The following is a 23,581-nucleotide window of genomic DNA, read 5'->3' as shown; positions in this document are numbered from 1 at the left end:
GGGGCGGGCATACGGGACGACAGGCCCTGCGGCGCGCGCAGCAGCGGATTTCGTCACCGGATCACCCCGCCCGGTTGAATTGGAAAATCGGTGACGAGGCAGGTCTCCTGGCTTGGGGCGTGCAGGTCTTGTGACCAACGCTGACTGCGCCTTCCCGCCGTCTCGGCAGTGGCGTGGCAGTCAACTGAACCCTTCACAGTTGCGGGGGCAGCCGCGGCTTGAACCGCGTTCCCTTCTTAGCTTCGACCTGGGCCGAAGAACCTCGAGGGTGCAAGGCTACGCAGTGCAACGGAGCGGGTCAATGTCGCGCCGCCTAAAGCATAAACTTACCCAGCCTGTGCCTTAACCAACTCAGTCTTTGTAAGGCTTGAGCCGATCCCGCAAAAGCGCCTGCAATATGATGTCATATTCAATACGGAACGGTCGCGCAGTCCGACACCACGCAGCAGTGCTCATTTCATACAGACACTCCTGCCCTTTCGCAATTAGCAGAGTGTTTTTGAAATGTGGCGAATTTTAATCCATTGGCTTCAGGAATGAATCATGCTGATATCGACTTCTAACGCGCCCACTCCCTTCGCTCTTTTTAACGATACAGGTGCAATCAATAACAAACCGCGAGTCAGTACTGACGCTGTTGAGGGTGCGCCGCAGGGTTCCCTGGCCAGCCCTCCGGCCGCACAGCACAATCATAGCAATCTGCCGCGATTCAAACGATCAGAGCCACTCTTGAGCAGCCTTGTAGAACAGCCCACCAGCGACCGCCCTAAGGTAGTCCATTACCAACAGGACGCTGTGATGAATAAGATAAAACAGCACTTTCGTGAGTACGCCACAGGCGAAAACGACCGTTTTGTAAACGTTAACGAATTGAAAGAAGCGGCAGGTCAGGTGCCAACCACCAGAACTTTTTCCGCCGAGGCAACCTTGTATGCCAAGATACTCCTGCAAAACCCTCGGGCACTTCGTGAGCTAGATATCGGCATTGGTGACAATGGCAGGCCCGGCGCAGAAGATGGAAGATTCGATATTGAAAACATCGAGCACATGCTCACAAAGCCCACTTTCGATGGGCAGCACTATGCCGTTTTGCTGCGTTATCGACCCAACTAACTAATCTGGTCAAGTTACACAGCCGGCGATGTTTGACACTTGATCGCAAGGCTTCGACAGGCAAGCGGTGCTCCTCAAGACGCATCTATTTGACGTACATCACTGCGTCATGCTCTCCTACACATCTTGTTTCGGGTGCCCTTCACAGGGTGAAACGGGAAACCGGTGAGTCGATGCGTCGACGAGTCCGGTGCTGCCCCCGCAACGGTAAGCGAGTGAAGTGTCACAGCCACTGTGCAAATGCATGGGAAGGCGATGCTGTCAGGACGTTCAAAAGTCCCCTCGCAAGCCCGGAGACCGGCCCGAAAATATCAGATAACAAACCCGCGGTGGGCGGGCGCTGTTCAGAACCCTGCGTGCCTGGCTCGCGGGGTTTTCATGCGCTCGTTTCACCCTGATACCTGAAAGGGACGCGCCATGTCGATCATCAGCAGCACTTCTCCCTCCGCCAGCAGCACTGCCACCTTGAGCCAACGCCTGACCGCCGCCATCGGTGCATCAATCCTTGGCGCGTGCCTGGTGTATTTCGCCGGTTTCTCCCATATCGAAGCCGTGCACAACGCGGCCCACGATACCCGCCACAGCGCCGCGTTCCCGTGCCACTGAGACCTGCCGACATGATCAAGCGTATTGCCCAAACCGCAGGGTTCACCGGCTTATTGGCCGCCCTGCTGCTGACCCTGCTGCAAAGCTTGTGGGTCGCGCCGTTGATTTTGCAGGCGGAGACCTTTGAAAAGGCTCCAGCTGTTGCCGAAGTCCCCCATGAACATGCTGCTGGCGCCGCTGCCCACACCCACGACGCCGAAGCCTGGGAGCCGGAAGATGGCTGGCAGCGCGTGCTGTCGACCACCGGTGGCAACCTGGTCGTTGCGGTCGGGTTTGCGCTGATGCTGGCCGGCCTGTACACCCTGCGCGCACCAACCCGTACAGCTCAAGGGCTACTGTGGGGCCTGGCCGGTTACGCGACATTCGTACTTGCGCCGACCTTGGGCCTGCCGCCTGAACTGCCGGGCACCGCCGCCGCTGATCTGGCGCAACGGCAGATCTGGTGGATCGGCACTGCCGCGTCTACCGCTGCTGGCATTGCTTTGCTGGTGTTCGGTCGCGGCTGGTTGCTCAAAGTGCTGGGCGTGGCGATCGTCGCCGTACCCCACGTGATTGGCGCTCCGCAGCCGGAAGTCCACTCCATGCTGGCCCCGGAGGCCCTCGAAGCCCAGTTCAAGATCGCATCGCAGTTGACCAATGTGGCGTTCTGGCTGGCCCTTGGTCTGATCAGTGCCTGGCTGTTTCGCCGTAACCGCGACGAACACTACTCGGCATGACCCTCGTCGTCGGCCTGGGTTGCCAGCGGGGTTGTGATGTCCGAACCCTGCTGGAACTCCTTGATAGCGCCCTCGCCGAAGGCGGCATTGAACGCCAACGCATTACCGCGCTGGCGAGCATTGATCGCAAACAGGCTGAGCCGGGGTTGGTGGCCCTGGCCCAATTGTTGAGCCTGCCCTTGCAGTGTTTCAGCGCCGAACAACTGGCCGGCTTTGAACATCGGCTGAGCCACAAATCAGACGTAGCATTTAGCCATACCGGCTGTTACGGCATCGCCGAAAGTGCCGCATTGGCCTTGGCCGAGCAACTCGCCCACGGCCCTGCCCACCTGCTCATCACCCGCAAGAAAACCATCCAGGCCACCCTTGCATTGGCCTGCGCCGGTTAAAATCCCGATAATTGCCGTTCTCGATCATGAGCAATCTTCATGCTCGCCCGTTTTTTCAACAGGAATTCCCCATGACCGTCTACTTCATCGGCGCAGGCCCCGGCGACCCGGAACTGATTACCGTCAAGGGCCAGCGGCTGATCCGCAGCTGCCCGGTGATCATCTACGCTGGCTCGCTGGTGCCTGCGGCAGTACTGGAAGGTCATCAGGCACACCAGGTGGTCAACAGTGCCGAGCTGCACCTGGAACAGATCATCGACGTGATCAAAGCCGCCCATGCGCAAGGCCAGGATGTGGCGCGCGTGCACTCCGGCGACCCGAGCCTTTATGGGGCGATTGGTGAGCAAATCCGTCACTTGCGCGAGCTGGGCATTCCCTTTCAGATCATTCCCGGGGTCACGGCGGTGGCTGCCTGCGCGGCGTTGCTGGAAACCGAACTGACCCTGCCGGACATTGCCCAGAGCGTGATCCTGACCCGTTATGCGGATAAAACCAGCATGCCGGCGGGTGAGGGCTTCGACAGCCTGGCCCGGCACGGCACGACAATGGCCATTCACTTGGGGGTCAATCATCTGGACAGGATCGTCGCTGAGCTGCTGCCGCACTATGGTGCAGATTGCCCGATCGCCGTGGTGCACCGCGCGACATGGCCGGACCAGGATTGGGTGGTGGGTTCGTTGAGTGATATTGCCCAGAAGGTCGCGACTAAAGGCTTTCGGCGTACGGCGCTGATTGTGGTCGGGCGGGTGTTGGCAAATGATAGCTTTGGCGAATCCTCGCTGTACCGCGCAGGTCACGCCCACCTCTATCGTCCTTGAAGATATGAACTGAACCACAGCCAATCCAAACTATCAGACAATCATCATAGCTGGCTGAATTTAGAGCATAAAAAACGGCGCTCACGGGGCGCCGTTTTTTTAGCTCGCAGTGAACACCTTACTCAGTAGTAGGCGTTTTCTTTCTGCGTGTGATCAGTCACGTCGCGCACACCCTTGAGCTCAGGAATACGCTCAAGCAAGGTGCGCTCGATGCCCTCGCGCAGAGTCACGTCCGCCTGGCCGCAACCCTGGCAGCCGCCGCCGAACTTCAATACCGCGATACCGTCATCCACTACGTCGATCAGGCTCACCTGACCGCCGTGGCTGGCCAGCCCCGGGTTGATCTCGGTTTGCAGGTAGTAGTTGATCCGCTCATTGACCGGGCTGTCGGCGTTAACGTTGGGCACCTTGGCGTTGGGCGCCTTGATAGTCAACTGGCCGCCCATGCGATCGGTGGCGTAGTCGACTACGGCGTCGTCAAGGAAAGCTTCGCTGAAGGCATCGATGTACGCGGTGAAGCTTTTCAGCCCCAGGGCGGTGTCTTCAGGCTTCTCTTCACCCGGCTTGCAGTAGGCAATGCAGGTCTCGGCGTACTGGGTGCCGGGCTGGGTGATAAAGACGCGGATGCCGATACCCGGGGTGTTCTGCTTGGACAGCAGGTCAGCCAGGTAATCGTGGGCGGCGTCGGTAATGGTTATGGCAGTCATGGAAACTCCTCACAGGCTTGCCGGCAGTTTACGCCAAATTATTACGCAGGTACAAAGTCCGAGCATTTTTGTCGGAAAAGCCCCCCTATCCCCCTGACCGATGGCGAACAACCGCCCCATTGCCCGTGAAAACAGATCGATCGCCAACGCCTGCCTTGCACCTAGTTATATAGGCCTCCCGCAAAATCATGCTGAATATAGTGAATCCTCTTCGGCTATTGGTTGTGAGGATTCAATGAATATTGCTATGCAGAGTTTCCATTTCAAGGGTTTGCCTGCACAGCCAGCGCATCTGGACCATTTGATTGATTACGTGACCGCACGCATCCCACTGAAGTCGTCACCCGCTTCTGATTGTTATTATTACCCCCCGCAAGATTCCGCATTGGGTCGCGAGTGCAAGGAAGCCTTTCGGGTGCTGAAAAAACTGCAGGAGGATGAAGACTTTCAACAGTTCCTCTGCAAGAAACCAGAGCCTGACAATTCCGTACTGGGGCGGGACTTTCTCTACGACCTGCTCTCGACAATGCTCAGCAGCACCCGCCCGCCGATGCCCGCTCTTCCCGAAGTTTTCAGCATCGACGACCACGCCGTGGTCCTTCGACATGTCCCCACTTATTGGTCCATCGACGTCGATGTATTGCTCGACATCAACCGCCGCGTGGGCAATGGACTCAAAGCCGATGGCTCGGTAAGGCTTGATCTGGTCTTCAAGTATTACTCCATCGCCCCCCCACAGCCCAAGACCACCGCACAGTGGAAATCGGTGCTCTATGGCCTGCAGGAGCACCGCGTTCTGCAGCGACTAGGACACGACGGCCACGTAAGCGACTTGGAGCATTTGTTGGATGCACCGGCCGACGAAACTATCAAGGAGGTGACCCGCCAAATCGAAAAGGAAACCGGCCGATCTCTGTTCCGTACAGTATTGCCTGAGCACTATTCCCCATCGCAGCAGGAACTGCTCGCAACGACACCAACGGTCTTGCTTGAGCAGATTCTCAACAGCCCGCAGAACCTGGCACTGGCCGAACGGATAGCCACGGCGTTGGGCTGGTATGGCAGCCAAAAGCACGAAAGTTGCCCACAGCCGGTTCTAGTGAAATTACTCTGGCGCGCGCTATGGCTGACGATCATCCCCGCACCTCAAGCGTCCATTGATAATGAATTGAAGTTGTTCATCTCAGCGGGAACTTATTATTCGTCGATCCGCAATTCTTTGGCCCGGCGCTTTGAAAACGCCCTGTCGATCAGCCCTGAGTCGACACCCTTGGTGATGTGCGTGGCCAAGGCCAATATCGCCAGCGAGGTATGGGTCGCCGATATTCCCCAGGACCTGCCCTACGGTGTCACCACTGCCTGGGTCAACTTCAGAAGCGGTTTCCTTCTGGCCGAAGCGCTGGCACCAGGCTCATCGCGCCACATGACCTTCGAACAATTGCTCAACCTGCCAGCGGCACACTTTCACGCCAACGCCGACAACCCCGAGCAGCAGGCGCTGATAGCGGCCGCCAAGCTGACGCCCACGGTGTATTGGGCACAAGCCAACGGATTGATTGCCACTCGGCAATCAGGCCCCTCCCGCGAAGAACTCAGCCAAGCCGTAGCCGCCCTGGAGCAACATGAGCATGAGGTGTTCAACGCGGTTCGCAATCTTGCCCTCAACCTGCCCAGTCGTTGGCGCTCGGCGTCAGACACCGAGTACGACAACGTCTTCCATGAGGCGCTTGAGACACCCAGGAATGCCTATAAGGTGCTGATCCAATCCCTGCTTGCCCACCTGGGTTCTGACACCCTTGATGTGGATCAAGACGAAATCACGGTGTACTCATTGCGAAAAGCCCTGGACAAGGTTCCGGTCGAATATGAAGACAAACGCAAGACCGATGCCGTTCGTTACCGGGCAGGTTTCATCCTTCGAATCGTAAAACCACGCCAGCCCTTCCAGGCCAACTACATCGAGGTGTTCCCCCTCGCCGGATTGATTCGTCGACGTCCTGACATCAAGACCCTGCCGCTGGACGGCAAGGTCGTAGAACTACGCGATGCGATGAGTTGGTGTAAATACAGGTTGGCCACCGAAGTCCCCTTTGATCCGAATGCCTACAAGGAGAGCAATACCCCTGTTGCAGGCCGCAAGGCCGAGTTGATCGTTGAGCAAGTCGGCGAAACATTGCCGGCCATCGATGCCCTGGGACGTCGAATCGAATCGTTCGCCCCTAATACCCTGTATGCCCCGCGCAGTGAACAATTGGCGAGTATGATCGCCCGAGAGCTGTTTTTCCGCGACGAAGAAGCGCTCCTGGAACAGACCCGCAAAAGCACACGGGAAATGGACATCGGCCGCGATGTACTGGAAGACATGACGTTCTGGGGCAAGGTATTTGTTCCCTTCTGGGCCGGCATTGACGACCTCGCATCCGGGGATCCCCAGCGCATCAAACCGGGGATCGCGAGCCTGACCATCGACTTCGTGTCTTTTGCCTTGCCGGTCGGAAGGTATGTTGCCGGCTCCAGCCGTCTGATCATCCAGGCCGGGAAAACCGGGTTGCGCCTGGCCTTGCCAAAACTCGCAAAACTGACAGGCACGCTGGTGATTTCAGTTCTGCAGGAACTCAACCCCCTGGCGGCGGTACCCAGCCTGCTCAGGCTGGCGCGCTTTGGACTGGCCAAGCTTGGCCGTATTGCCATGCGCCAGACGAAACGCGGGGTAGCCCTCCTACGCGATGGAACCCTCGCTGCCCGCCACATGAAGTCAGTTGACCCCACGACCTGGAAGCCACTTCAGGCCGGCGATCGACTCTTTACCGTCGACGGTTTCCCTGACATTCCGATGCGTAACGTCGGTAGCCTCGACGCGCCAGATTTTCGCCTCATCGATGCCGCGTCCAATAAAGCCTTCGGCCCGCGTTATCGCGAACCGATCACGGTGATCAGCAACAGCAGCCCGTTGATCCGTCAATACGCCGTCGCCCCTCAGTTGATCAGCGGTCTCAAACCCGACGCACGCGGTATCTTCTCCCGCGCGGACTACAACCAGAAGTTCATCTGCAATGTCGACGACAAGGGCAAGATCGCGGTGTATCAGGTACGTGACAATTCCTATGGATTTATCCAGGAAACCGCCGCGGGCGCCGACAACAGCTTCTCGGTGGTCATGGTCAACCCGAAGAACAATCGCGACCTGTCGATCACGCTATCCTCCGTAGAACCGGGGCATTGGTACTCAAGCCAGATCAAAGTCACGGGCGGCGCGCCGGATGTCACGAACGTCGTGACCCCCTCGATCCTGCAGAAATGGACCGAATCCAGTGAACACGCCTTGAAAAAAACCCTGGACACCTTCATCAAGACCTACAATCTGGACCCCACCGCATTCCGCCAATTTGTCAAAAGCCGCGACACGTTGACACCCCGAGGGCAACAGATGCTCGACCGTGCGGGAACCGCCCGTACCGCCATTACCCACGACCATCTGGAGCATTGGCGCAACAGCTCGCAACGAGAACGCAACAGCCTTACCCTTGAAGGCTTCGCCGCTGACCATAACCTGGACCCACGGGATTTGGCACAGTACGTCAACCTCGATGGCAGCTATCGCGCCGCCGGCAAAGTGCTCGCCAAGCATGCCAACGGTGGAGAATTCACCGTACTGACACCTGAACACCTGGACGAATGGCACAAGCACTACATTACCCCTGGTTCAAGGCATTCCGTGCTCACGTTTGTCGATGAGAAAAACCTCAATCCGGTGATCTGGAGCGCCTACGTCAATGACAATGGCAGCATGACCCGCGCCGGCAGGGAAATGTTGATCTTCGGGCAGAGGAGCCCGCTGGATCAACCGATCGCCAGGAAACGCCCCGCTCCGCCACCTACGGCAGGCGGCTCGAAACATCCGCGCCTGGATGAAGAGGCCGTCCCTGCCCGCCGGCGCTCCACTTCAATCACGGCGTCCTTTGACCATAAAATCAACAACAACGCACCGATCCTGCAGGACCCAAACGATGTCAGGCGCAGCTTGACCCTGGAACTGGAAGGCCCACTGCAAAACATCAAAATTACCGATGCCAACGGCTTTTTCGATGAGTTCATCGGCATGCAACATGTGGAAGTCAAGGAGGCTGCCACCAAGAGCATTCGCGAATGGATCTCCAAGGAGGGCAATCATCATCGCAAGCTCGATCGATTGCTGGAGGTCAAGAAACTCAACGAGGGCACGGAACGCGGACTCTCGGTCGTGGCCCGCACCGACATCAAGCGGTTCGATGTGCTGGGGCCGTACACCGGCAAGCTGCACTTGGACCAAGCTTCGGTGAATACCGAAATACTTGAAAAGGGTGAAGCGGCGGTCGGCACATATCTATTTCAGACCAACACCAGCGGTGCCAGCATTAGCGGCCACGGCAACAGTAATACGCTGAGCCTGATCAATGCGGTCAAGGTACCGGGCATTACCGATGTCGGTATCGAGAACGTCGGCTCCCTGTGCGTAGGTAAATACATGGTATTTATTGTCGCGTGGCGGGATATTCCGGCCGGGACCGAGTTATTGATGGACTATGGCAAAAGCTATTGGAAGTACTTGAAGCCCTGAGACCGGCCACTTGTAAAGCGCTTCGCCGACCAGATCCCTGGTCACCGAGGCGCTGTCGAAAGGGGTGCCGGAGCATCAACGCCAAACCAGCGTGTGAGCGTGCGGTAGGCAGGCCTCTCCAGCCATTGGTAACTCACAAATGCGCCCAGTCCGATGATGACGATACATCCAGGCAATATGGCGTAAGGGTCGATCCCCGTGCGGTCGGCGATCCAACGCCCGGCGCTGAGCACCAACACGTGGAGTAGATAGACCGAGTAGGAGCAATCCCCGAGCACCTTCAACAAGCGCGCGCCCTGGAAGTAAGGTTCCAGCGCCACGCAACTGAAGACCACTATCGCGCTGGGTACTCCCCACTCCAGGGCTCGGGGTATGTCCGCGCCATGATCAATAGCCACCAGGGCCGCTGCGATACCCAACAATGCCAGCCAAGGCTTGGCCCGGCATAGGCCGCGCCGATACAGCATGCCGATCACCACGCCCATCAGGAACTCGAAAATAATGTCCTCATGGTAGAAGCCACTGGCCAGGTCAACGGCGGGAGTGATGATGTAGCACACCAGATACAGCAGCGCTGCTAGCACCCACAAACGATAAGCCCCAGGCACCAGCAAGGCAAAGGCAAACAGGCAATAAAACAGCATCTCGAAATTCAGTGTCCACCCGACATCGAGCAGTGGGTAGACGCCGAAGCCTCCCGGGTTTTGGGCCGGTATAAAGAGCATCGACATGAGTACATGACCGGGTTCGAGCCGAGCCTCTGGAAAGATCGCAGGCACAACGGCAACCACGAGAATCATGAGCAGGGTATAGAACCAATACGCCGGAACAATCCTCGCCACGCGCATCAGCATGAAACGCCCGGGGTTCAGCGCTTTGTCGGCAGTCGCCAGGTAAATCACCAAGCCACTGATGACAAAGAACACATCCACCCCTATGGCGCCTTTTTCGACAAACAGAGACTCCAGCGCGTTGCTGGCTTCAAAGTTGAAAAACCCTTGCATGAAATGGTGGCCCACCACACTCCATGCCGCCAAGGCGCGTAGAAACTGCACTGAAATCAACATCGGTGTCCCCTGTCCAGTCCGTAGGTAGGTATCCGACTGCTTCAGCGCTCCCTTGGAGAAATGACCGGACCAATACAGTAGTTATAGATTCTCGTAGCGGTTCATGTCCAATACACCCTCTTCCACTGGCGTGGTTTCACGAATGTACCGCGACAAATCGTGGAAGTATTGCCAGAACTGCGGATGACTGCGGCGTACCCCCCAGCGATCGACTATTTTCTCAAACCGCTTGGCATCCTTGGCCTGCTCCATTTGCGTGACGAATTGCGGCACCTCTTGAGCTGGAATGTTGAACATGAAGTTCGGGTAACTGCTCATCACCCCCGGATAGATGGTCAGTGTGTCGAGGCCCGGCTGGTAGCGATAAGCCTCACCCAACAGGAAAGCCACGTTACTGTGGGCACGGTTACGCAGCATGCTGTAGACCACGCGCTGGCCACTCTGGGTTTCGATGCGCAGCATGGTGGCTTCGGGCAACTGGTCGATCACCTTGAGCCCCGCCGCCGGGCGCGATGTCAGGCGGCTAAGCGCCTGTTCGGCGTCCTGCAAGGCCGGGTCGATACCGGTGCGCGAGCAATAGGCCCCGGTGCAGCGGTTGATCGGGTCCGGGCTGACGTTCAAACCGCCGTAACGCGTCAGCAGTTGGTTGGCAAAATCGCGCTTGGGATCTTTCTCGTCCAGATGCAGCCCCGTGGGCTTGTCGTCATCAATGGCTTCATAGTCCAGCCACAACTTGAGCTTGCCACTGTTCTGGTACCAGTCGTCAAGGAAGTCCTCGCGGGTGTCGGCCGGCATCAGACGCAGGAAGTTCTGTTCGGCGCCGTTGCGGATCAGGTCGAAGTACAAGCGCGTCTGGGCCTGGTGCGACACATTGCCGAACACGTCGAAGTTGACTGCCAACTGGTAATAAGTGCGCTCCAGCAGTGGGTAATCGAACAGCCACATCGTCTGCGGCACCTCACCGATCAGGCCCTTGGTCACCGAGGCGCTGTCGAAATGGCGAAAGATGGTCAGCAAGGCATTGTCATTACCTGCCCACAAGCTCGACCAACTCGGCGGCGGCACATCTGCGTAGCTATCGCGGCGCAACGCCTCATACTGATTACGCTTGTCGCGATAGGCCAGCCACAGGCCCAGCACACTGCCCACATCATCGTTTTGCCCAGGCATGGCCAACAATGGCGTGGCCTGGCCGCGATAACGGGCATCGGTGATGTACAAGTCATGGTCCGGCTCCTGGAACAGCGTCCAGAAGTTGTCACGGATCACGTCCGTGGCGATCTGCCCACGGCATACAGGACCGCGGATGAAGGTGCGCACGAAGTATTCGGCGTTATCCAACATGAACTGATAACGCGCCTTGGCCGGTATGGCTTCGAAGGTTTCGAACGGGTTGGCACGGCGCCCCGGTCCGTAGCCCGGCAAGGCGCTCACCTGCCAGTCACCGGAATAGAAGAGGTCTTTGATCCGTGCCATTTTCACCGCGCTGAACGGGTAAGTGATGTGGGTTTTATGCACGATCACGCCCTGTACCGGCCACAGGCGGTAATAGACCTGAGTGCCTGGGTCATCGTTAGGACGACGGGTCGCGATCAGGTCGATCGGCTTCCCGCTCGGCGTACGCGAACGCACCCACTGGAAGTAATGCCCCGGCTCGCCATTCTCGAAGTAAATGTGGGCGAGGAACAAATGCTCGTACAGCCAGCGCGCCACCAGGCTTTCGCGGGCGCCCGGCTGGTTGAACAGGGTTTCCCATTGCTGCACCTGCAAGGCCTCCCTGGTGCTGGGAGCCAGACTCTGCTCATCAATCGGCGCACCGGAGGCCAGCCAGCGTTGCAGGGTCTGGTATTGCTGGTCGGTCAGGCCGGTAACTGCCAGCGGCATGCCCTCCTTGGGATGGGCGCCGGCATAGGCGTTGAACTCGCCGGGCGTCGCGCACATGTTTTGGCGGTTCAGGCCCAATACAATCTCGTCGGGCAGTTTGGCATTGGGTGGCAATGGCGCGTTATGCCCCAGCTCCAGCATACGTGCCATCAACGCAGCCTGGCTGCCCTGGGCATCCAGTACCGAATAGAAGCCCTTCTGCTGCCAGGCTTGTTTGCCGAACGCGTCATAGAACAGCCGTGTAGTCGGTGTGGCCTGGCTACGCTCGCCGTCGTACACCGGCACCTTGCTCGCGCCACGGGCCGCGCCCTCTGCGCTGCCAAGGTTGAGTTGGCAAGCAGAGTCGTAGCAGGCATGGCAGGCCACGCACTTCTCGGTGAAGATCGGTTGGATATCGCGGGTATAGGAAATCGCCGAAGCGGGGCCGTCAGCCTGCGCGGTACTGGCTATCAAGGCCAGGACGGCGCTGACGATCAAACGAAGTGACATGTATCGGGTCCCGATTCAAGGCGTGCGGTCTGTGAAGTGGCGGTGATTCTACCGGGCCATGACTGCCGACAACATGAGCGATATTCATGCAGAACCCTGACATGCTCTAAATCGGCACAGGTTTGCTATGATTCACGCCCTCCGTAATGCCTGACCAGAGTAGTCCCATGCCCGATCGTAGCGCTCGCCTGCAAGCCCTTCACAAAGCCCTCAAGGACCGTATCCTGATCCTCGACGGTGGCATGGGCACGATGATCCAGAGCTATAAGCTTGAGGAGCAGGACTACCGAGGCAAACGCTTCGCCGACTGGCCAAGCGACGTGAAGGGCAACAACGACCTGCTGGTCCTCACTCGTCCCGACGTGATCGGCGGAATCGAGAAGGCCTACCTGGACGCCGGCGCCGACATCCTTGAAACCAACACCTTCAACGCCACGCGGATCTCCATGGCCGACTATGGCATGGAAGAGCTGGCCTATGAACTGAACGTGGAAGGCGCCCGCCTGGCGCGCAAGGTGGCCGACGCCAAAACCCATGAGAACCCGGCCAAGCCGCGTTTTGTCGCCGGTGTACTGGGCCCGACCAGCCGTACCTGCTCACTGTCCCCGGACGTGAACAACCCTGGCTACCGCAACGTGACCTTCGATGAGCTGGTGGAAAACTACACCGAGGCCACCAAGGGCCTGATCGAAGGCGGTGCCGACCTGATCCTGATCGAAACCATCTTCGATACCCTCAACGCCAAGGCGGCGATCTTCGCCGTGCAAGGCGTGTTCGAAGAACTGAATATCGAACTGCCGATCATGATCTCCGGCACCATCACCGATGCCTCCGGCCGTACCCTGTCGGGCCAGACCACCGAAGCGTTCTGGAACTCCGTGGCCCACGCCAAGCCGATCTCGGTCGGTTTGAACTGCGCTCTGGGCGCAAGCGAGCTGCGCCCCTACCTGGAGGAGTTGTCGAACAAAGCCAACACCCACGTTTCGGCGCACCCCAACGCCGGCCTGCCCAACGAATTCGGCGAGTACGACGAACTGCCGTCACAAACCGCCAAGGTCATCGAAGAGTTCGCCCAGAGCGGTTTCCTGAATATCGTCGGCGGCTGCTGCGGCACCACACCGGGCCATATCGAAGCCATTGCCAAGGCCGTGGCCGGTTATGCGCCCCGCCCGATCCCGGACATTCCCAAGGCCTGTCGCCTGTCCGGCCTGGAGCCGTTCACCATCGATCGCAGCTCGTTGTTCGTCAACGTCGGCGAGCGTACCAACATTACCGGCTCGGCCAAGTTCGCTCGGCTGATCCGCGAAGACAACTACACCGAAGCCCTGGAAGTCGCCCTGCAGCAGGTGGAAGCCGGCGCCCAGGTGATCGACATCAACATGGATGAAGGCATGTTGGATTCGAAGAAGGCCATGGTCACCTTCCTCAATCTGATTGCCGGAGAGCCGGACATCTCCCGTGTGCCGATCATGATCGACTCCTCCAAGTGGGACGTGATCGAGGCCGGCCTCAAATGCATCCAGGGCAAGGGCATCGTCAACTCCATCAGCATGAAGGAAGGCGTCGAGCAGTTCATTCATCACGCCAAACTGTGCAAGCGTTACGGCGCTGCGGTGGTGGTGATGGCCTTCGACGAAGCCGGGCAGGCCGACACCGAAGCGCGTAAAAAAGAGATCTGCAAACGCTCCTACGACATTCTGGTGAATGAAGTCGGCTTCCCGCCGGAAGACATCATCTTCGACCCGAATATCTTCGCCGTCGCCACCGGTATCGAGGAGCACAACAACTACGCCGTCGATTTCATCAACGCCTGTGCCTACATCCGCGACGAACTGCCGTATGCGCTGACCTCCGGCGGCGTATCCAACGTGTCATTCTCGTTCCGCGGCAACAACCCGGTGCGTGAGGCGATCCACTCGGTGTTCCTGCTGTATGCGATCCGCAACGGCCTGACCATGGGTATCGTCAACGCCGGCCAGTTGGAGATCTACGACCAGATCCCGGTCGAGCTGCGTGACGCCGTGGAAGACGTGGTGCTTAACCGCACGCCGGAAGGCACCGACGCCCTGCTGGCGATTGCCGACAAGTACAAAGGCGACGGCAGCGTCAAGGAAGCCGAGACCGAGGAATGGCGTGGCTGGGACGTCAACAAGCGTCTGGAACATGCGCTGGTCAAGGGCATCACCACGCATATCGTCGAAGACACCGAAGAGTCGCGCCTGTCGTTCGCACGTCCGATCGAAGTGATCGAAGGCCCGCTGATGTCAGGCATGAACATCGTCGGCGACCTGTTCGGCGCCGGCAAAATGTTCCTGCCCCAGGTGGTGAAATCCGCCCGCGTAATGAAGCAGGCCGTGGCCCACTTGATCCCGTTTATCGAGCTGGAAAAAGGCGACAAGCCGGAGGCCAAGGGCAAGATCCTGATGGCCACGGTCAAAGGCGACGTGCATGACATCGGCAAGAACATCGTCGGCGTGGTGCTCGGGTGCAACGGCTATGACATCGTGGATTTGGGTGTAATGGTGCCTGCCGAGAAGATCCTGCAGGTGGCCAAGGAGCAGAAGTGCGACATCATCGGCCTGTCCGGCCTGATCACGCCGTCCCTGGATGAAATGGTGCATGTGGCCCGCGAGATGCAGCGCCAGGACTTCCACCTGCCGTTGATGATCGGTGGCGCGACCACCTCCAAGGCGCACACGGCAGTGAAAATCGAGCCCAAGTACAGCAATGACGCCGTGATCTACGTGACCGACGCCTCGCGCGCCGTGGGTGTGGCCACGCAGTTGCTGTCCAAGGAACTGAAGGCCGGTTTCGTCGAGAAAACCCGCCTGGAATACATCGACGTGCGTGAACGCACCTCCAACCGCAGTGCGCGTACCGAACGCCTGAGCTACCCGGCGGCCATCGCCAAGAAGCCGCAGTTCGACTGGAGCAGCTACACCCCGGTCAAACCGACCTTTACCGGCGCCAAGGTGCTGGACAATATCGACCTCAACGTCCTGGCCGAGTACATCGACTGGACGCCGTTCTTTATCTCCTGGGACCTGGCCGGCAAGTTCCCGCGCATCCTCGAAGACGAGGTGGTCGGTGAAGCCGCCACTGCGCTGTACGCCGATGCCCAGGAAATGCTCAAGAAGCTGATCGACGAGAAACTCATCAGCGCCCGCGCGGTGTTCGGTTTCTGGCCGACCAATCAGGTGCAGGACGATGACCTGGAAGTCTACGGCGACGACGGCCAGCCCATCGCCAAACTGCATCACCTGCGCCAACAAATCATCAAGACCGACGGCAAGCCGAATTTTTCCCTGGCCGACTTCGTCGCGCCCAAGGACAGCGGCGTGACCGACTACATCGGTGGTTTCATCACCACCGCCGGCATCGGTGCCGAGGAAGTGGCCAAGGCTTACCAGGACGCTGGCGACGACTACAACTCGATCATGGTCAAGGCCCTCGCCGACCGCCTGGCCGAAGCCTGCGCCGAATGGCTGCACCAGCAAGTGCGCAAAGAACACTGGGGCTATGCCAAGGATGAACAACTGGACAACGAGGCGCTGATCAAGGAGCAGTACAGCGGCATCCGCCCTGCCCCCGGCTACCCGGCTTGCCCGGATCACACCGAGAAAGCCCAGCTGTTCCAACTGCTGGACCCCGAGGCCCGTGAAATGCACGCCGGGCGCAGCGGGGTGTTCCTCACCGAGCACTATGCCATGTTCCCCGCAGCAGCAGTCAGCGGCTGGTACTTCGCCCACCCGCAGGCGCAGTACTTTGCCGTGGGTAAGGTCGACAAGGACCAGGTCGCCAGCTACACCGCGCGCAAAGGCCAGGACCTCAGCGTGACGGAGCGCTGGCTGGCGCCGAACCTGGGGTATGACAACTGAGGTTAAACCCCGACCACCCGGTGCGGCGCTCTTATAGTGCTGACTCAGGGGCGCCGGGACGGGCCCGGCTGAGGTGACGACGGAGCGGGCATGACAGGTTCCATGCCCGAAAACCGCTGTATCTCTGCCCGGGACAGCTCGATGCGTTTCTGAGTACGGGCGGCAGCCCGTTCGATCTCCAACTGACCAATGGCTTGCTCATAGCGCGCCATACTCTGGGCATCGCCCCGGTCGCTGTGTGCGTCCTCCAAGGCTTCATAACGGCGGGCCAGTTCGTCCTCAAGGGCCTCGAACTGTTCGGCGTAACGCTCATCCAGATAACGCAACCAGTACTCACGTTGAATCAGGCTTTCGACAAACGCATCGGTACTTTCAGTTGCCAGGATTTGTGCGCGTAACTGTGCCTGTAGCTCGGCATTGATCGGGTTTGCGAACGCCATGTAGGTCGGCTGTCCAGGCAGCTCCAGGCCGTCGGGCCAGCCGCGGGTCAAGCCGATCCGGTAACTCAAGCGCACCTCGGCCCGGTCCATGCCCACCGCGGCGGCTTCTGCCAGTTGATCGGCCCTGCTCAACCGAAACAACTGCCGCGACAGGTTCAGCAGCGCCCGGCCCCTGAGGTCGAGCCGTTGCTGTGGGATATCGCGCAAGGCGCGGTATTCGAACACCCGCACTTCCATCTCACTGAACGTGAGGATGCGGCCATCGATACAGGTGCCATGGGTTTCGGCTTCGATGAACAGGGTACCGCGCAACTCGGCATTTTCTGCGGCGTCCGCGATAACGCCCCATACCCGTTGCATGAGACTCGGGCGGTTGAGGTTGAATTCCGAGGTCAGGCGCAACAGCGAAATGAGGTGGAAAAACCGATCATGATCCTGCGCCTGTGCCAGTTGATTCCACAGCGCTGTTCGTTGTGTCGCCAACTCCGCTGAGGTATCGGCCAACCAGGGGTCAAGTGCCAGCTGCGCGGTATTTTGCAGCGGGTTTTCAATGCTCTCAGCCGGCAGGTAGCCGGCGTCCGGATCACTATCATCGTCGTCAGAACCAGAGCCCGAATCAGCATCGGAGTCCGGGTCCGACTCAGTGTCGGACCCGCCATAATTGCGACGATGGGCGCGGTCCAGTTCTGCTCGCGAAAAGCCCATGACCTCATTGGCCTCATGCGCCTCGGCGTAATTGCGCATTTGTTCAAGGGCTTGCGCGGTCAGGTTATGGTTATCGGCCAGGTCCGTACCTGACACCAAGCCGTCGTGCGCGCCTTCGAGTAGAGACTGCGGGAAGGACACCAGCGCATTGCCGCGCAGGTTCAGCTGGGTCAGGTGCTGCGACTCCAACGCACCCTCGGGCCAGCTTGCGATGTCGTTGTAGCTCACGTCCAGTGTCTCCAGGCGACTGAAGTCCCGCATATCAAAGGCCTGCAGGTTGTTATGATTCAGGTCCAACCAACGCAAGCGCTCACTGCGCAATCGAGCAGGCAACGACGGCGCTTGCGTGAAGGCATTGTAGGCCAGTTCCAGACGTTCAAGCTGCTCCATGCGTTGAACGGCTTCGGGCAGTGCTGTCAGCTCGTTACCGCTGAGTATCAACCGGTTCAATGGGGCAAAGGCGGCTAAAAACCCGTTGCTGCCTTGCGCAGTGAGCTTGACCCCCGTCAGATTGAGGCTGCGCACATGGGTAAACGGCACGGAGAGCGCGGGAAAATCACCAGGTTGGGTCGCCTGCAAGCTCAACGTCTCGACCTCGCCGGCCGGGCGCCCTTCTACCACAGCCCGAACCCAGGATTCGCGGATCGCCTGTGCGGGGGTTACTCGCTTCAGACTGTCGAGACTGTCGCCAAAAGCGCGCGCCTCGCGGGTAAACAACCAACCATTCAACTCACGCGTCAGCACGTCGTGGGTCTGATACCACCGAGCGACCTGCGTATCTATTTGCAGGTCGCTCAGCCCCGTCTCGCGCAGTTGCCTGACCCTGGCCATGGCTTGCTCTTGCGTCGAGAGCGGGCTTAACGCCCTTATCGCATTTTCCGGAACACCCTCAAAGTGCCCACTACCCGATGGCAAGGGCAGCAAATAGTGCGCTACCGAACCAGCGGTCTGCTTCGGGGGAAACACCAGGGGTTCCTGATCCAGCGCAAACCGACTCAACGCCCCCTCAGGCAATCCTTTGGTCGTCTCGATCCGACGCCGCGCTGCATTGAGTACCGTCGTGCCTTCGACGCTCAACGGGTTGCCTGCCAACTCAGTGCGCATCAACACATCTGAATCATCAAGCGCGAGCGGTGCAAGGCTCGTCAACTGATTGTCACGTAAGTCCAGGCAAGCCAATTGCGCGAGGTGTTCAGCACCTTGCGGCCATTCCCGTAGCATCGATTCGCGCAGGTTCAGCGCCGTCAGGCGGGTCAGTGCGCTGACGTCGAGGGTGCCCAGCCGGTTATATTGCAGGCTCAGCACTTGCAGCCTGTTCAACCCATTGAATTGAGCCTGTACTGTCGGGTTCACTACGATCTGGTTGTCGGACAAGTCCAGGTGTGTCAATTCCGGCAGGATGCCCGCACTGATCGGTACATCAGTGAGGCGACTGAAGCGCAGTTCAAGGCTTTGCGTTCCGGCGAACGCCTGGATGAAACCACTGAGCTGATCAGGCGGCACATCCTCCAGCCAATTCACCTTTTACGTTTTGACATGCGAAAAGGTACCGGCCGGCAACACCGGCAATTCGCGGATTTTTTCAGCGACCAGGGGATTGGTCGGCGACATTTTTGGATCCGGCAGTTCAAACATCGAAATATCGATATCGGTCGGCAGGCCATAGCGTTGGCATACCGCCCCGCGCCAGCTTTTCTTCAGCAACGCCAGGATGCTTGCATTCTGCCCGTCCCTCCAGCGCACCCGGAGTACGGGGACCAAAGAGGGTTCGTAGAACGGCTTGAAAATGCCGAGGTGTTCTTCACGCAGCGCTTGCACGGCGTTCATCCGCGTTTGTGGCGTGTTCCACAGGCCCATGACCACGTCCGTCATTCGACGGCCGACAGGGACCTCGCCCATCAGCAGGCTCAATTCTCCGCGCGCAAAGCCTCTGACCATTTCGTCCAGGTTCGCCAGGTGTGGCCCGAACGACCCCGCATAATTCCTGACGTGCTCATAGGCTGGCTTGAAGTCTTCATAGCTGAACGTCGACCAGTCCAGCGATAACCCGCTCCATAACCGCTCGTACCCGCTATAGAGCTCGGCAGGCAACGTGGCAATGGCGGTCTGGGCCAGATCCAGTCGCTCCAGAAGCGGCAGTTTCTGCACATAGGCGGGCCATTGCATTGGCACGTTGGGCGCCACGATCTTCAAGCGTTTCAAGCGTTGCAAGGGGCTTAAATCCAGGCCGTTGAGGACGTGGCCGTCGTAGGCGAAATAACCGAGCTCCAGGTGTTCAAGGCCGGCCAGTGCCGTCAATTGCGACGATAACTGCGCGGTCAACTGATGTGCATCGAAGCTGACTGCCAAATGTTTGAGCCCTGTGAACTGCGCCAACACCTGGGGCACGCGGGTCAACTTCGGGCTGGCATCCGTGGTTTCCACGGCTGGGAAATAGGGCGGCCGCAAGGTCAGTTTTTCAAGAGAGGGAAACTGGCTCAGAAACCCATCGATATTGGTGTCATGCAGGGCCGTACCGAGAACAGATAATTCACGCAAGTATGAAAAGTTCGCCGTCAATGAAGGCAACGGTTCATTGAGGGTCAACGCCAAGGCATCGGCACTCGACACTTTCCCGGCCAACCAAGAACGGCCCCAGCTACGCTTGAGCGCTTCCCCGGCGAGGAAATTGCTCTGACGATTGGCTACCGACGAGCGATTGACCCAATTATTGAGCGCGTCATGCAGCGCCTGGCGCTCTTCAAACAGTGCTTTCAACCTGCTGACGATTGCTCGGCCATCGTTCCCCGCCCGTACCAGCTCAAGGAAAAACGCATTGATCTGCACCTCATCCAGATCCGGATAGATTATGCGCACCTGATGAGCCAGCAGCGGGCTCACACTCGGCCCCCGCCCACTGGCCTGATAACCTATCAGTGTGTCGTTGATGCGCACCGGCGGCTTGAACCTGGGCACTTTCGGCTCCAGCCACGCCGAGGCCTCCAGACGCTGCGCATCGGCTTGCTCGATCAGTTTGCGTTGCAACACGGCGTGCTGGCTGACCTGCGGCACTCCCAGGCTCTGGCGCGCCTCATCGGGCAAGGCATGCATCAGCGAGGCGAAAAAGTTGTCGCCCTCCGGTGCCAGACTGTTGAGTGCTTCGCCCCGCTCATCGAACGCCTGGTAGCTGGGGCCGTGCTTGACCAAGTATTTTTTCTGCGCCGCGGTGGACGCACCAATGCTGTCGATCAGCGTGCCACGCGTGTGGGTGCTGCGCACTTCCAGGCGCAACGTATCCGGCCAGCCCGGCAGCGTTTGAAGGGCATGCAGCGCCAGCCGTCGGCTGTCGGCCGCGGCAATCGTCTCGCTACGCAGCCCGGCGTAGGCTCGGGCCAACCGTCCTTGTCGCGCATACCAGCGAGCTTCCTCGAGCATGTTCAAGGGTACGCGCGCGGTGGCGGCTAGCCGTTCAAGCTCATCGACACGGGCGTGGTCGAGCACCGTTTGCGCTGCCGCCTTGCTGAGCCCCGGGCAGGTGTGCTGCAGCAGGCTGATACGCTTGTCCAGCGGCTCGGTGCCGCCGTAGATACTGTCGAAAATCGCCGGCCTGCGCTGGCGCGCATAGTCGGCCAGTCGCTGGTTGAACCTCGCCTTGCGCGCGTCGAGGCTGCCTGGGCCGTCGGTGCCGAGCAACTGCACCCGCTCTGAATCGTCCAACGCCAATAGAATCCGCGCAGGCACTTCGCCGCCGAGAATATCGCTGCGCCCCACCTTGATCGGCAGCGCTGCGCGCCCTCCTTTAAACGAGCGGTGAGCACCATACTTGACCGACCGGCCGAAGGTACCGGCCCCCTCGAACACTTCCAGTACGCGCCCTCGCGGCCAACCGGGCATTTCAACGATCAACGGCAGCGCATACAGGTACAGGTCATCAATATCACGGGTACCCTCTAGTTGCTCGATCACCCGTGACACATCTGCATCCGCCTTGAACAGGCGCAGCGTATCAATCAGCTCGGGCGGCGCAAGCGTATGGTCCATATGCATCTTGCGCAGCGTGTTGTCGCTGACGCCGCTGACATCGGCGATCTTGAGCAACTCCTGGTCAGTGAATACCTCGGTTTGATGCCCCATGCGCCGCAACAGCGTCAACCGATCCCACTCCAGCGGGCGCTCCAGGGTATGCCGCCAGGCGCCGTGACCGTTGTGCTCAAGCACCGGTTGGTAGGCCTGGGGGTCGGTGGGGTGCTTGATCCGCCACTTCTGAATTGACTCATCAAAGTATTGCTCGTAAACCTGAGGGCCTTGGCGGATATAGGTCCTGCCCTCTTTCACATACTGCCCTTGGGCGTTGGGGTAGGCGGCGCGGTCCAGGGTCACGGGGTGTTCATAACCACTCAGGCTCGGCTTCCACAAGCGTACCTGGCCATCGGGCCGCTTAACCTCGCTCAGTGCCTCGATCACCGGCTCGGCCTTGGCCGCTCGCCAGCGACTGACGCCCGCCCCCACACCGGCCATCACGGCGATCTGTGCCAGGTTCTCGGCCACGTCAATCAAGTGCGCCTTGGCCGCCTGGCGGTCACCTTCGCCCCATTCAATCGCACCTTCCAGGGTTTCATAGAGCAACTGCCCGGCCATCACCCCCATCATGACCTCGCCCAGCACCGGTACGAACATCGACACCATGTTCAACCCCAGCATGCCGATTTCCAGCAGGTGCGCCAGCTTGGCGTCACGGGCCTTGGCATCCACGTCCGCGGTGGGCACGGCATGGGCCCGTGCATCTGCGATTACCTGCTCGCGGTGTTGCTCGTAGAAGTACTGCCAAGGGTCGATGTTCGCCGCCCAGATCCCTTTACCGCGCCGCGTGCGCGTTGAGGGATCAAGGAAAGGGTCGGGGTTGGGTTCAAGCTTGGCAGGCGCCTCGGGCGGCAACTCCTTGATGCCGGTGATGAAGTGCGGCGTGGTGAAATCCAGCAATTTCTTCCACGGTGAGCGCCAGATGTCGGTGGGTGAGTCGGCGGCTTTCTGGGTGAACTGGCTGAAGTAGTAGGGCCGCTTGTCGTAGGGCACGAAGCGACTGAAAAACTGCTGGTACGGCGTCGGCGAGGGATCATTGGCCTTGGCCGGGTCGCGGGCGGTGAACAGGCGCTTGAATTCAGCCTGCATTTGCCGCCAGCGGTAGCGCTTGAGCGGATGCTCAGGGTCCTGCGGCACATAGATGATCAGCTCGTCCGGGTAGCTGTATTTCTTGCAGATCGAGAACACCATGCAGCCGGTCATCCGCAGCCGCATCAGGCCCAGGGTCCTGAACCAGACCTGCTTGTCGCCCATCCAGGGATGAATTTCACCCTCGATCACCGACAGCAGCATGCGGTGATCGGCCGGCTCGATATCGCCGGTCAACAGTGCCTGCTCGGCGGCGGCCCTGACGGCGGCCTTCTGATTGGCGATGAACTGGTCACGTAGGGTGACTTGCGCGCTGGCGTCTTCGGGGTAGAAAAATGATTGCAGGTAGGCCTGGTATTTGGCGCCGATATTGAGGTTTCGACACAGCGTCAAAAACTCGCTGACCTTCAGGTTGATCGCCACCGAGTGGTAGGTGCCGGAGGTGCCGGTGGCTTGCATGAACCCGGAGGTCTTGTGGTAAGCGCCCTCCTTGCACTCGTAGGCCTCAAAGTTGTGCAAGGCCGCTTCCAGCAGGGGCAGTTTCAAAAACTCGAAATCCCCCGCCTCGACTTCGGCAATCCCCACCGCCAGCGGGCGGCGCAGGCACAACAGGGTTTTGTCGACATCGAGGTCCAGTCGGTACTGATCCTTCAGGGCTGTGAGCAGCAAGGGCCGGGCGAAGTCGTCGATGCCCTGGAAGGAGGCCATCGTCTTGTCCAGTTGCGTCTGGGTGGTGAGGTTGGCAAGAAAACGGCCGGTCACCTCATTGCGTTGCTCAGGCGTGGCGTTCGCGAGCCACGCTGGCATGACCGTGCTGGCGTCCTTGAGCGCCTGCTTGCGGGCCGGCGTCGCGCTGATCAGCCAATCAGGACTGCTGCGCTCCAGGAAGTCACCGTGCAGGCTTTGGGTGGCGTTGAGCTTTTTCACCGGCTCAGGTACGTCGTTGGTTGGCACGCCCGGCGAAGAAAGCTGGGATGAAGAGTCCATCGTGTCACTCCTTTGAAATGGACTGACAGCACATCAC

At 59.4% G+C, this 23,581-nt stretch carries 12 protein-coding genes and 2 riboswitches; of the genes, 7 read left to right on the top strand and 5 right to left on the bottom strand.

Annotated elements, in window-relative coordinates; all coding sequences use genetic code 11:
* Positions 1–80: 80 nt before the first annotated feature.
* Positions 81–280, bottom strand: a riboswitch (cobalamin riboswitch).
* A 263-nt stretch (positions 281–543) separates the two neighbouring features.
* The 5 genes from FW800_RS07785 (at position 544) to cobM (ending at position 3,642) form a co-directional block, all read left to right on the top strand.
* Positions 544–1,113: a hypothetical protein gene (locus FW800_RS07785; RefSeq protein WP_446437351.1), complete on the top strand. Its 570-nt coding sequence runs from the start codon at positions 544–546 to the stop codon at positions 1,111–1,113.
* A gap of 116 nt (positions 1,114–1,229) precedes the next feature.
* Positions 1,230–1,433: riboswitch (cobalamin riboswitch) on the top strand.
* A 97-nt stretch (positions 1,434–1,530) separates the two neighbouring features.
* The gene (locus tag FW800_RS07780; protein WP_005788708.1) at positions 1,531–1,719 is read left to right on the top strand and encodes a CbtB domain-containing protein; all 189 of its coding nucleotides are present in this window, start codon (positions 1,531–1,533) and stop codon (positions 1,717–1,719) included.
* 11 nt (positions 1,720–1,730) lie between these two features.
* Complete coding sequence (locus FW800_RS07775; protein ID WP_446437350.1) at positions 1,731–2,435, top strand: CbtA family protein; 705 nt, start codon at positions 1,731–1,733, stop codon at positions 2,433–2,435.
* Positions 2,432–2,824: a cobalamin biosynthesis protein gene (locus FW800_RS07770; protein WP_032875943.1), complete on the top strand. Its 393-nt coding sequence runs from the start codon at positions 2,432–2,434 to the stop codon at positions 2,822–2,824. The genes FW800_RS07775 and FW800_RS07770 overlap by 4 nt, the downstream gene beginning before the upstream one ends.
* 71 nt (positions 2,825–2,895) lie before the next feature.
* Positions 2,896–3,642 (top strand): precorrin-4 C(11)-methyltransferase, encoded by a 747-nt coding sequence (cobM, locus tag FW800_RS07765; RefSeq protein WP_446437349.1) that lies wholly within the window; start codon positions 2,896–2,898, stop codon positions 3,640–3,642.
* A 122-nt stretch (positions 3,643–3,764) separates the two neighbouring features.
* Here the strand turns inward: cobM and nfuA are convergent, their stop codons facing one another.
* Positions 3,765–4,349 carry a Fe-S biogenesis protein NfuA gene (nfuA, locus tag FW800_RS07760; RefSeq protein WP_003190728.1) on the bottom strand — a complete coding sequence of 195 codons (585 nt, stop codon included), beginning with the start codon at positions 4,347–4,349 and terminating at the stop codon, positions 3,765–3,767.
* A gap of 415 nt (positions 4,350–4,764) precedes the next feature.
* Here nfuA and FW800_RS07755 point away from each other — a divergent pair, with 415 nt between their 5' ends.
* Entirely contained in the window at positions 4,765–8,946 is a 4,182-nt protein-coding gene (locus tag FW800_RS07755; protein WP_446437348.1) for an SET domain-containing protein-lysine N-methyltransferase, read from the top strand.
* Positions 8,947–8,987: 41 nt separating this feature from the next.
* Here FW800_RS07755 and FW800_RS07750 read toward each other — a convergent pair whose 3' ends face one another.
* Together FW800_RS07750 and FW800_RS07745 are read right to left on the bottom strand one after the other, a co-directional pair.
* A complete protein-coding gene (locus FW800_RS07750; RefSeq protein WP_446437347.1) occupies positions 8,988–10,013 on the bottom strand; it encodes an acyltransferase family protein in 1,026 nt (341 codons plus the stop codon).
* 81 nt (positions 10,014–10,094) lie between these two features.
* Entirely contained in the window at positions 10,095–12,386 is a 2,292-nt protein-coding gene (locus tag FW800_RS07745; protein WP_446437346.1) for a fatty acid cis/trans isomerase, read from the bottom strand.
* Positions 12,387–12,553: 167 nt separating this feature from the next.
* Here FW800_RS07745 and metH point away from each other — a divergent pair, with 167 nt between their 5' ends.
* Positions 12,554–16,264, top strand: a complete 3,711-nt coding sequence (gene metH / locus FW800_RS07740; protein WP_446437345.1) for a methionine synthase — start codon at positions 12,554–12,556, stop codon at positions 16,262–16,264.
* Between the two features lie 44 nt (positions 16,265–16,308).
* Here the strand turns inward: metH and FW800_RS07735 are convergent, their stop codons facing one another.
* Entirely contained in the window at positions 16,309–18,912 is a 2,604-nt protein-coding gene (locus FW800_RS07735; RefSeq protein WP_446437344.1) for an NEL-type E3 ubiquitin ligase domain-containing protein, read from the bottom strand.
* A gap of 21 nt (positions 18,913–18,933) precedes the next feature.
* On the bottom strand, positions 18,934–23,544 hold the full coding sequence (locus tag FW800_RS07730; protein ID WP_446437343.1) for a dermonecrotic toxin domain-containing protein: 4,611 nt from the start codon (positions 23,542–23,544) through the stop codon (positions 18,934–18,936).
* Between the last annotated feature and the right edge of the window lie 37 nt (positions 23,545–23,581).

This window comes from Pseudomonas sp. 910_23 (assembly GCF_052850795.1).
This window is presented reverse-complemented; position numbering and strand designations above follow the sequence as displayed.

Excerpts from the sequence above, each read along its gene's own strand:
- FW800_RS07745 (WP_446437346.1), bottom strand. The coding sequence starts at position 12,386 with ATGTCACTTCGTTTGATCGTCAGCGCCGTCCTGGCCTTGATAGCCAGT.
- cobM (WP_446437349.1), top strand. The coding sequence starts at position 2,896 with ATGACCGTCTACTTCATCGGCGCAGGCCCCGGCGACCCGGAACTGATT.
- FW800_RS07780 (WP_005788708.1), top strand. The coding sequence starts at position 1,531 with ATGTCGATCATCAGCAGCACTTCTCCCTCCGCCAGCAGCACTGCCACC.
- FW800_RS07750 (WP_446437347.1), bottom strand. The coding sequence starts at position 10,013 with ATGTTGATTTCAGTGCAGTTTCTACGCGCCTTGGCGGCATGGAGTGTG.
- FW800_RS07770 (WP_032875943.1), top strand. The coding sequence starts at position 2,432 with ATGACCCTCGTCGTCGGCCTGGGTTGCCAGCGGGGTTGTGATGTCCGA.
- metH (WP_446437345.1), top strand. The coding sequence starts at position 12,554 with ATGCCCGATCGTAGCGCTCGCCTGCAAGCCCTTCACAAAGCCCTCAAG.
- nfuA (WP_003190728.1), bottom strand. The coding sequence starts at position 4,349 with ATGACTGCCATAACCATTACCGACGCCGCCCACGATTACCTGGCTGAC.
- FW800_RS07730 (WP_446437343.1), bottom strand. The coding sequence starts at position 23,544 with ATGGACTCTTCATCCCAGCTTTCTTCGCCGGGCGTGCCAACCAACGAC.
- FW800_RS07785 (WP_446437351.1), top strand. The coding sequence starts at position 544 with ATGCTGATATCGACTTCTAACGCGCCCACTCCCTTCGCTCTTTTTAAC.
- FW800_RS07775 (WP_446437350.1), top strand. The coding sequence starts at position 1,731 with ATGATCAAGCGTATTGCCCAAACCGCAGGGTTCACCGGCTTATTGGCC.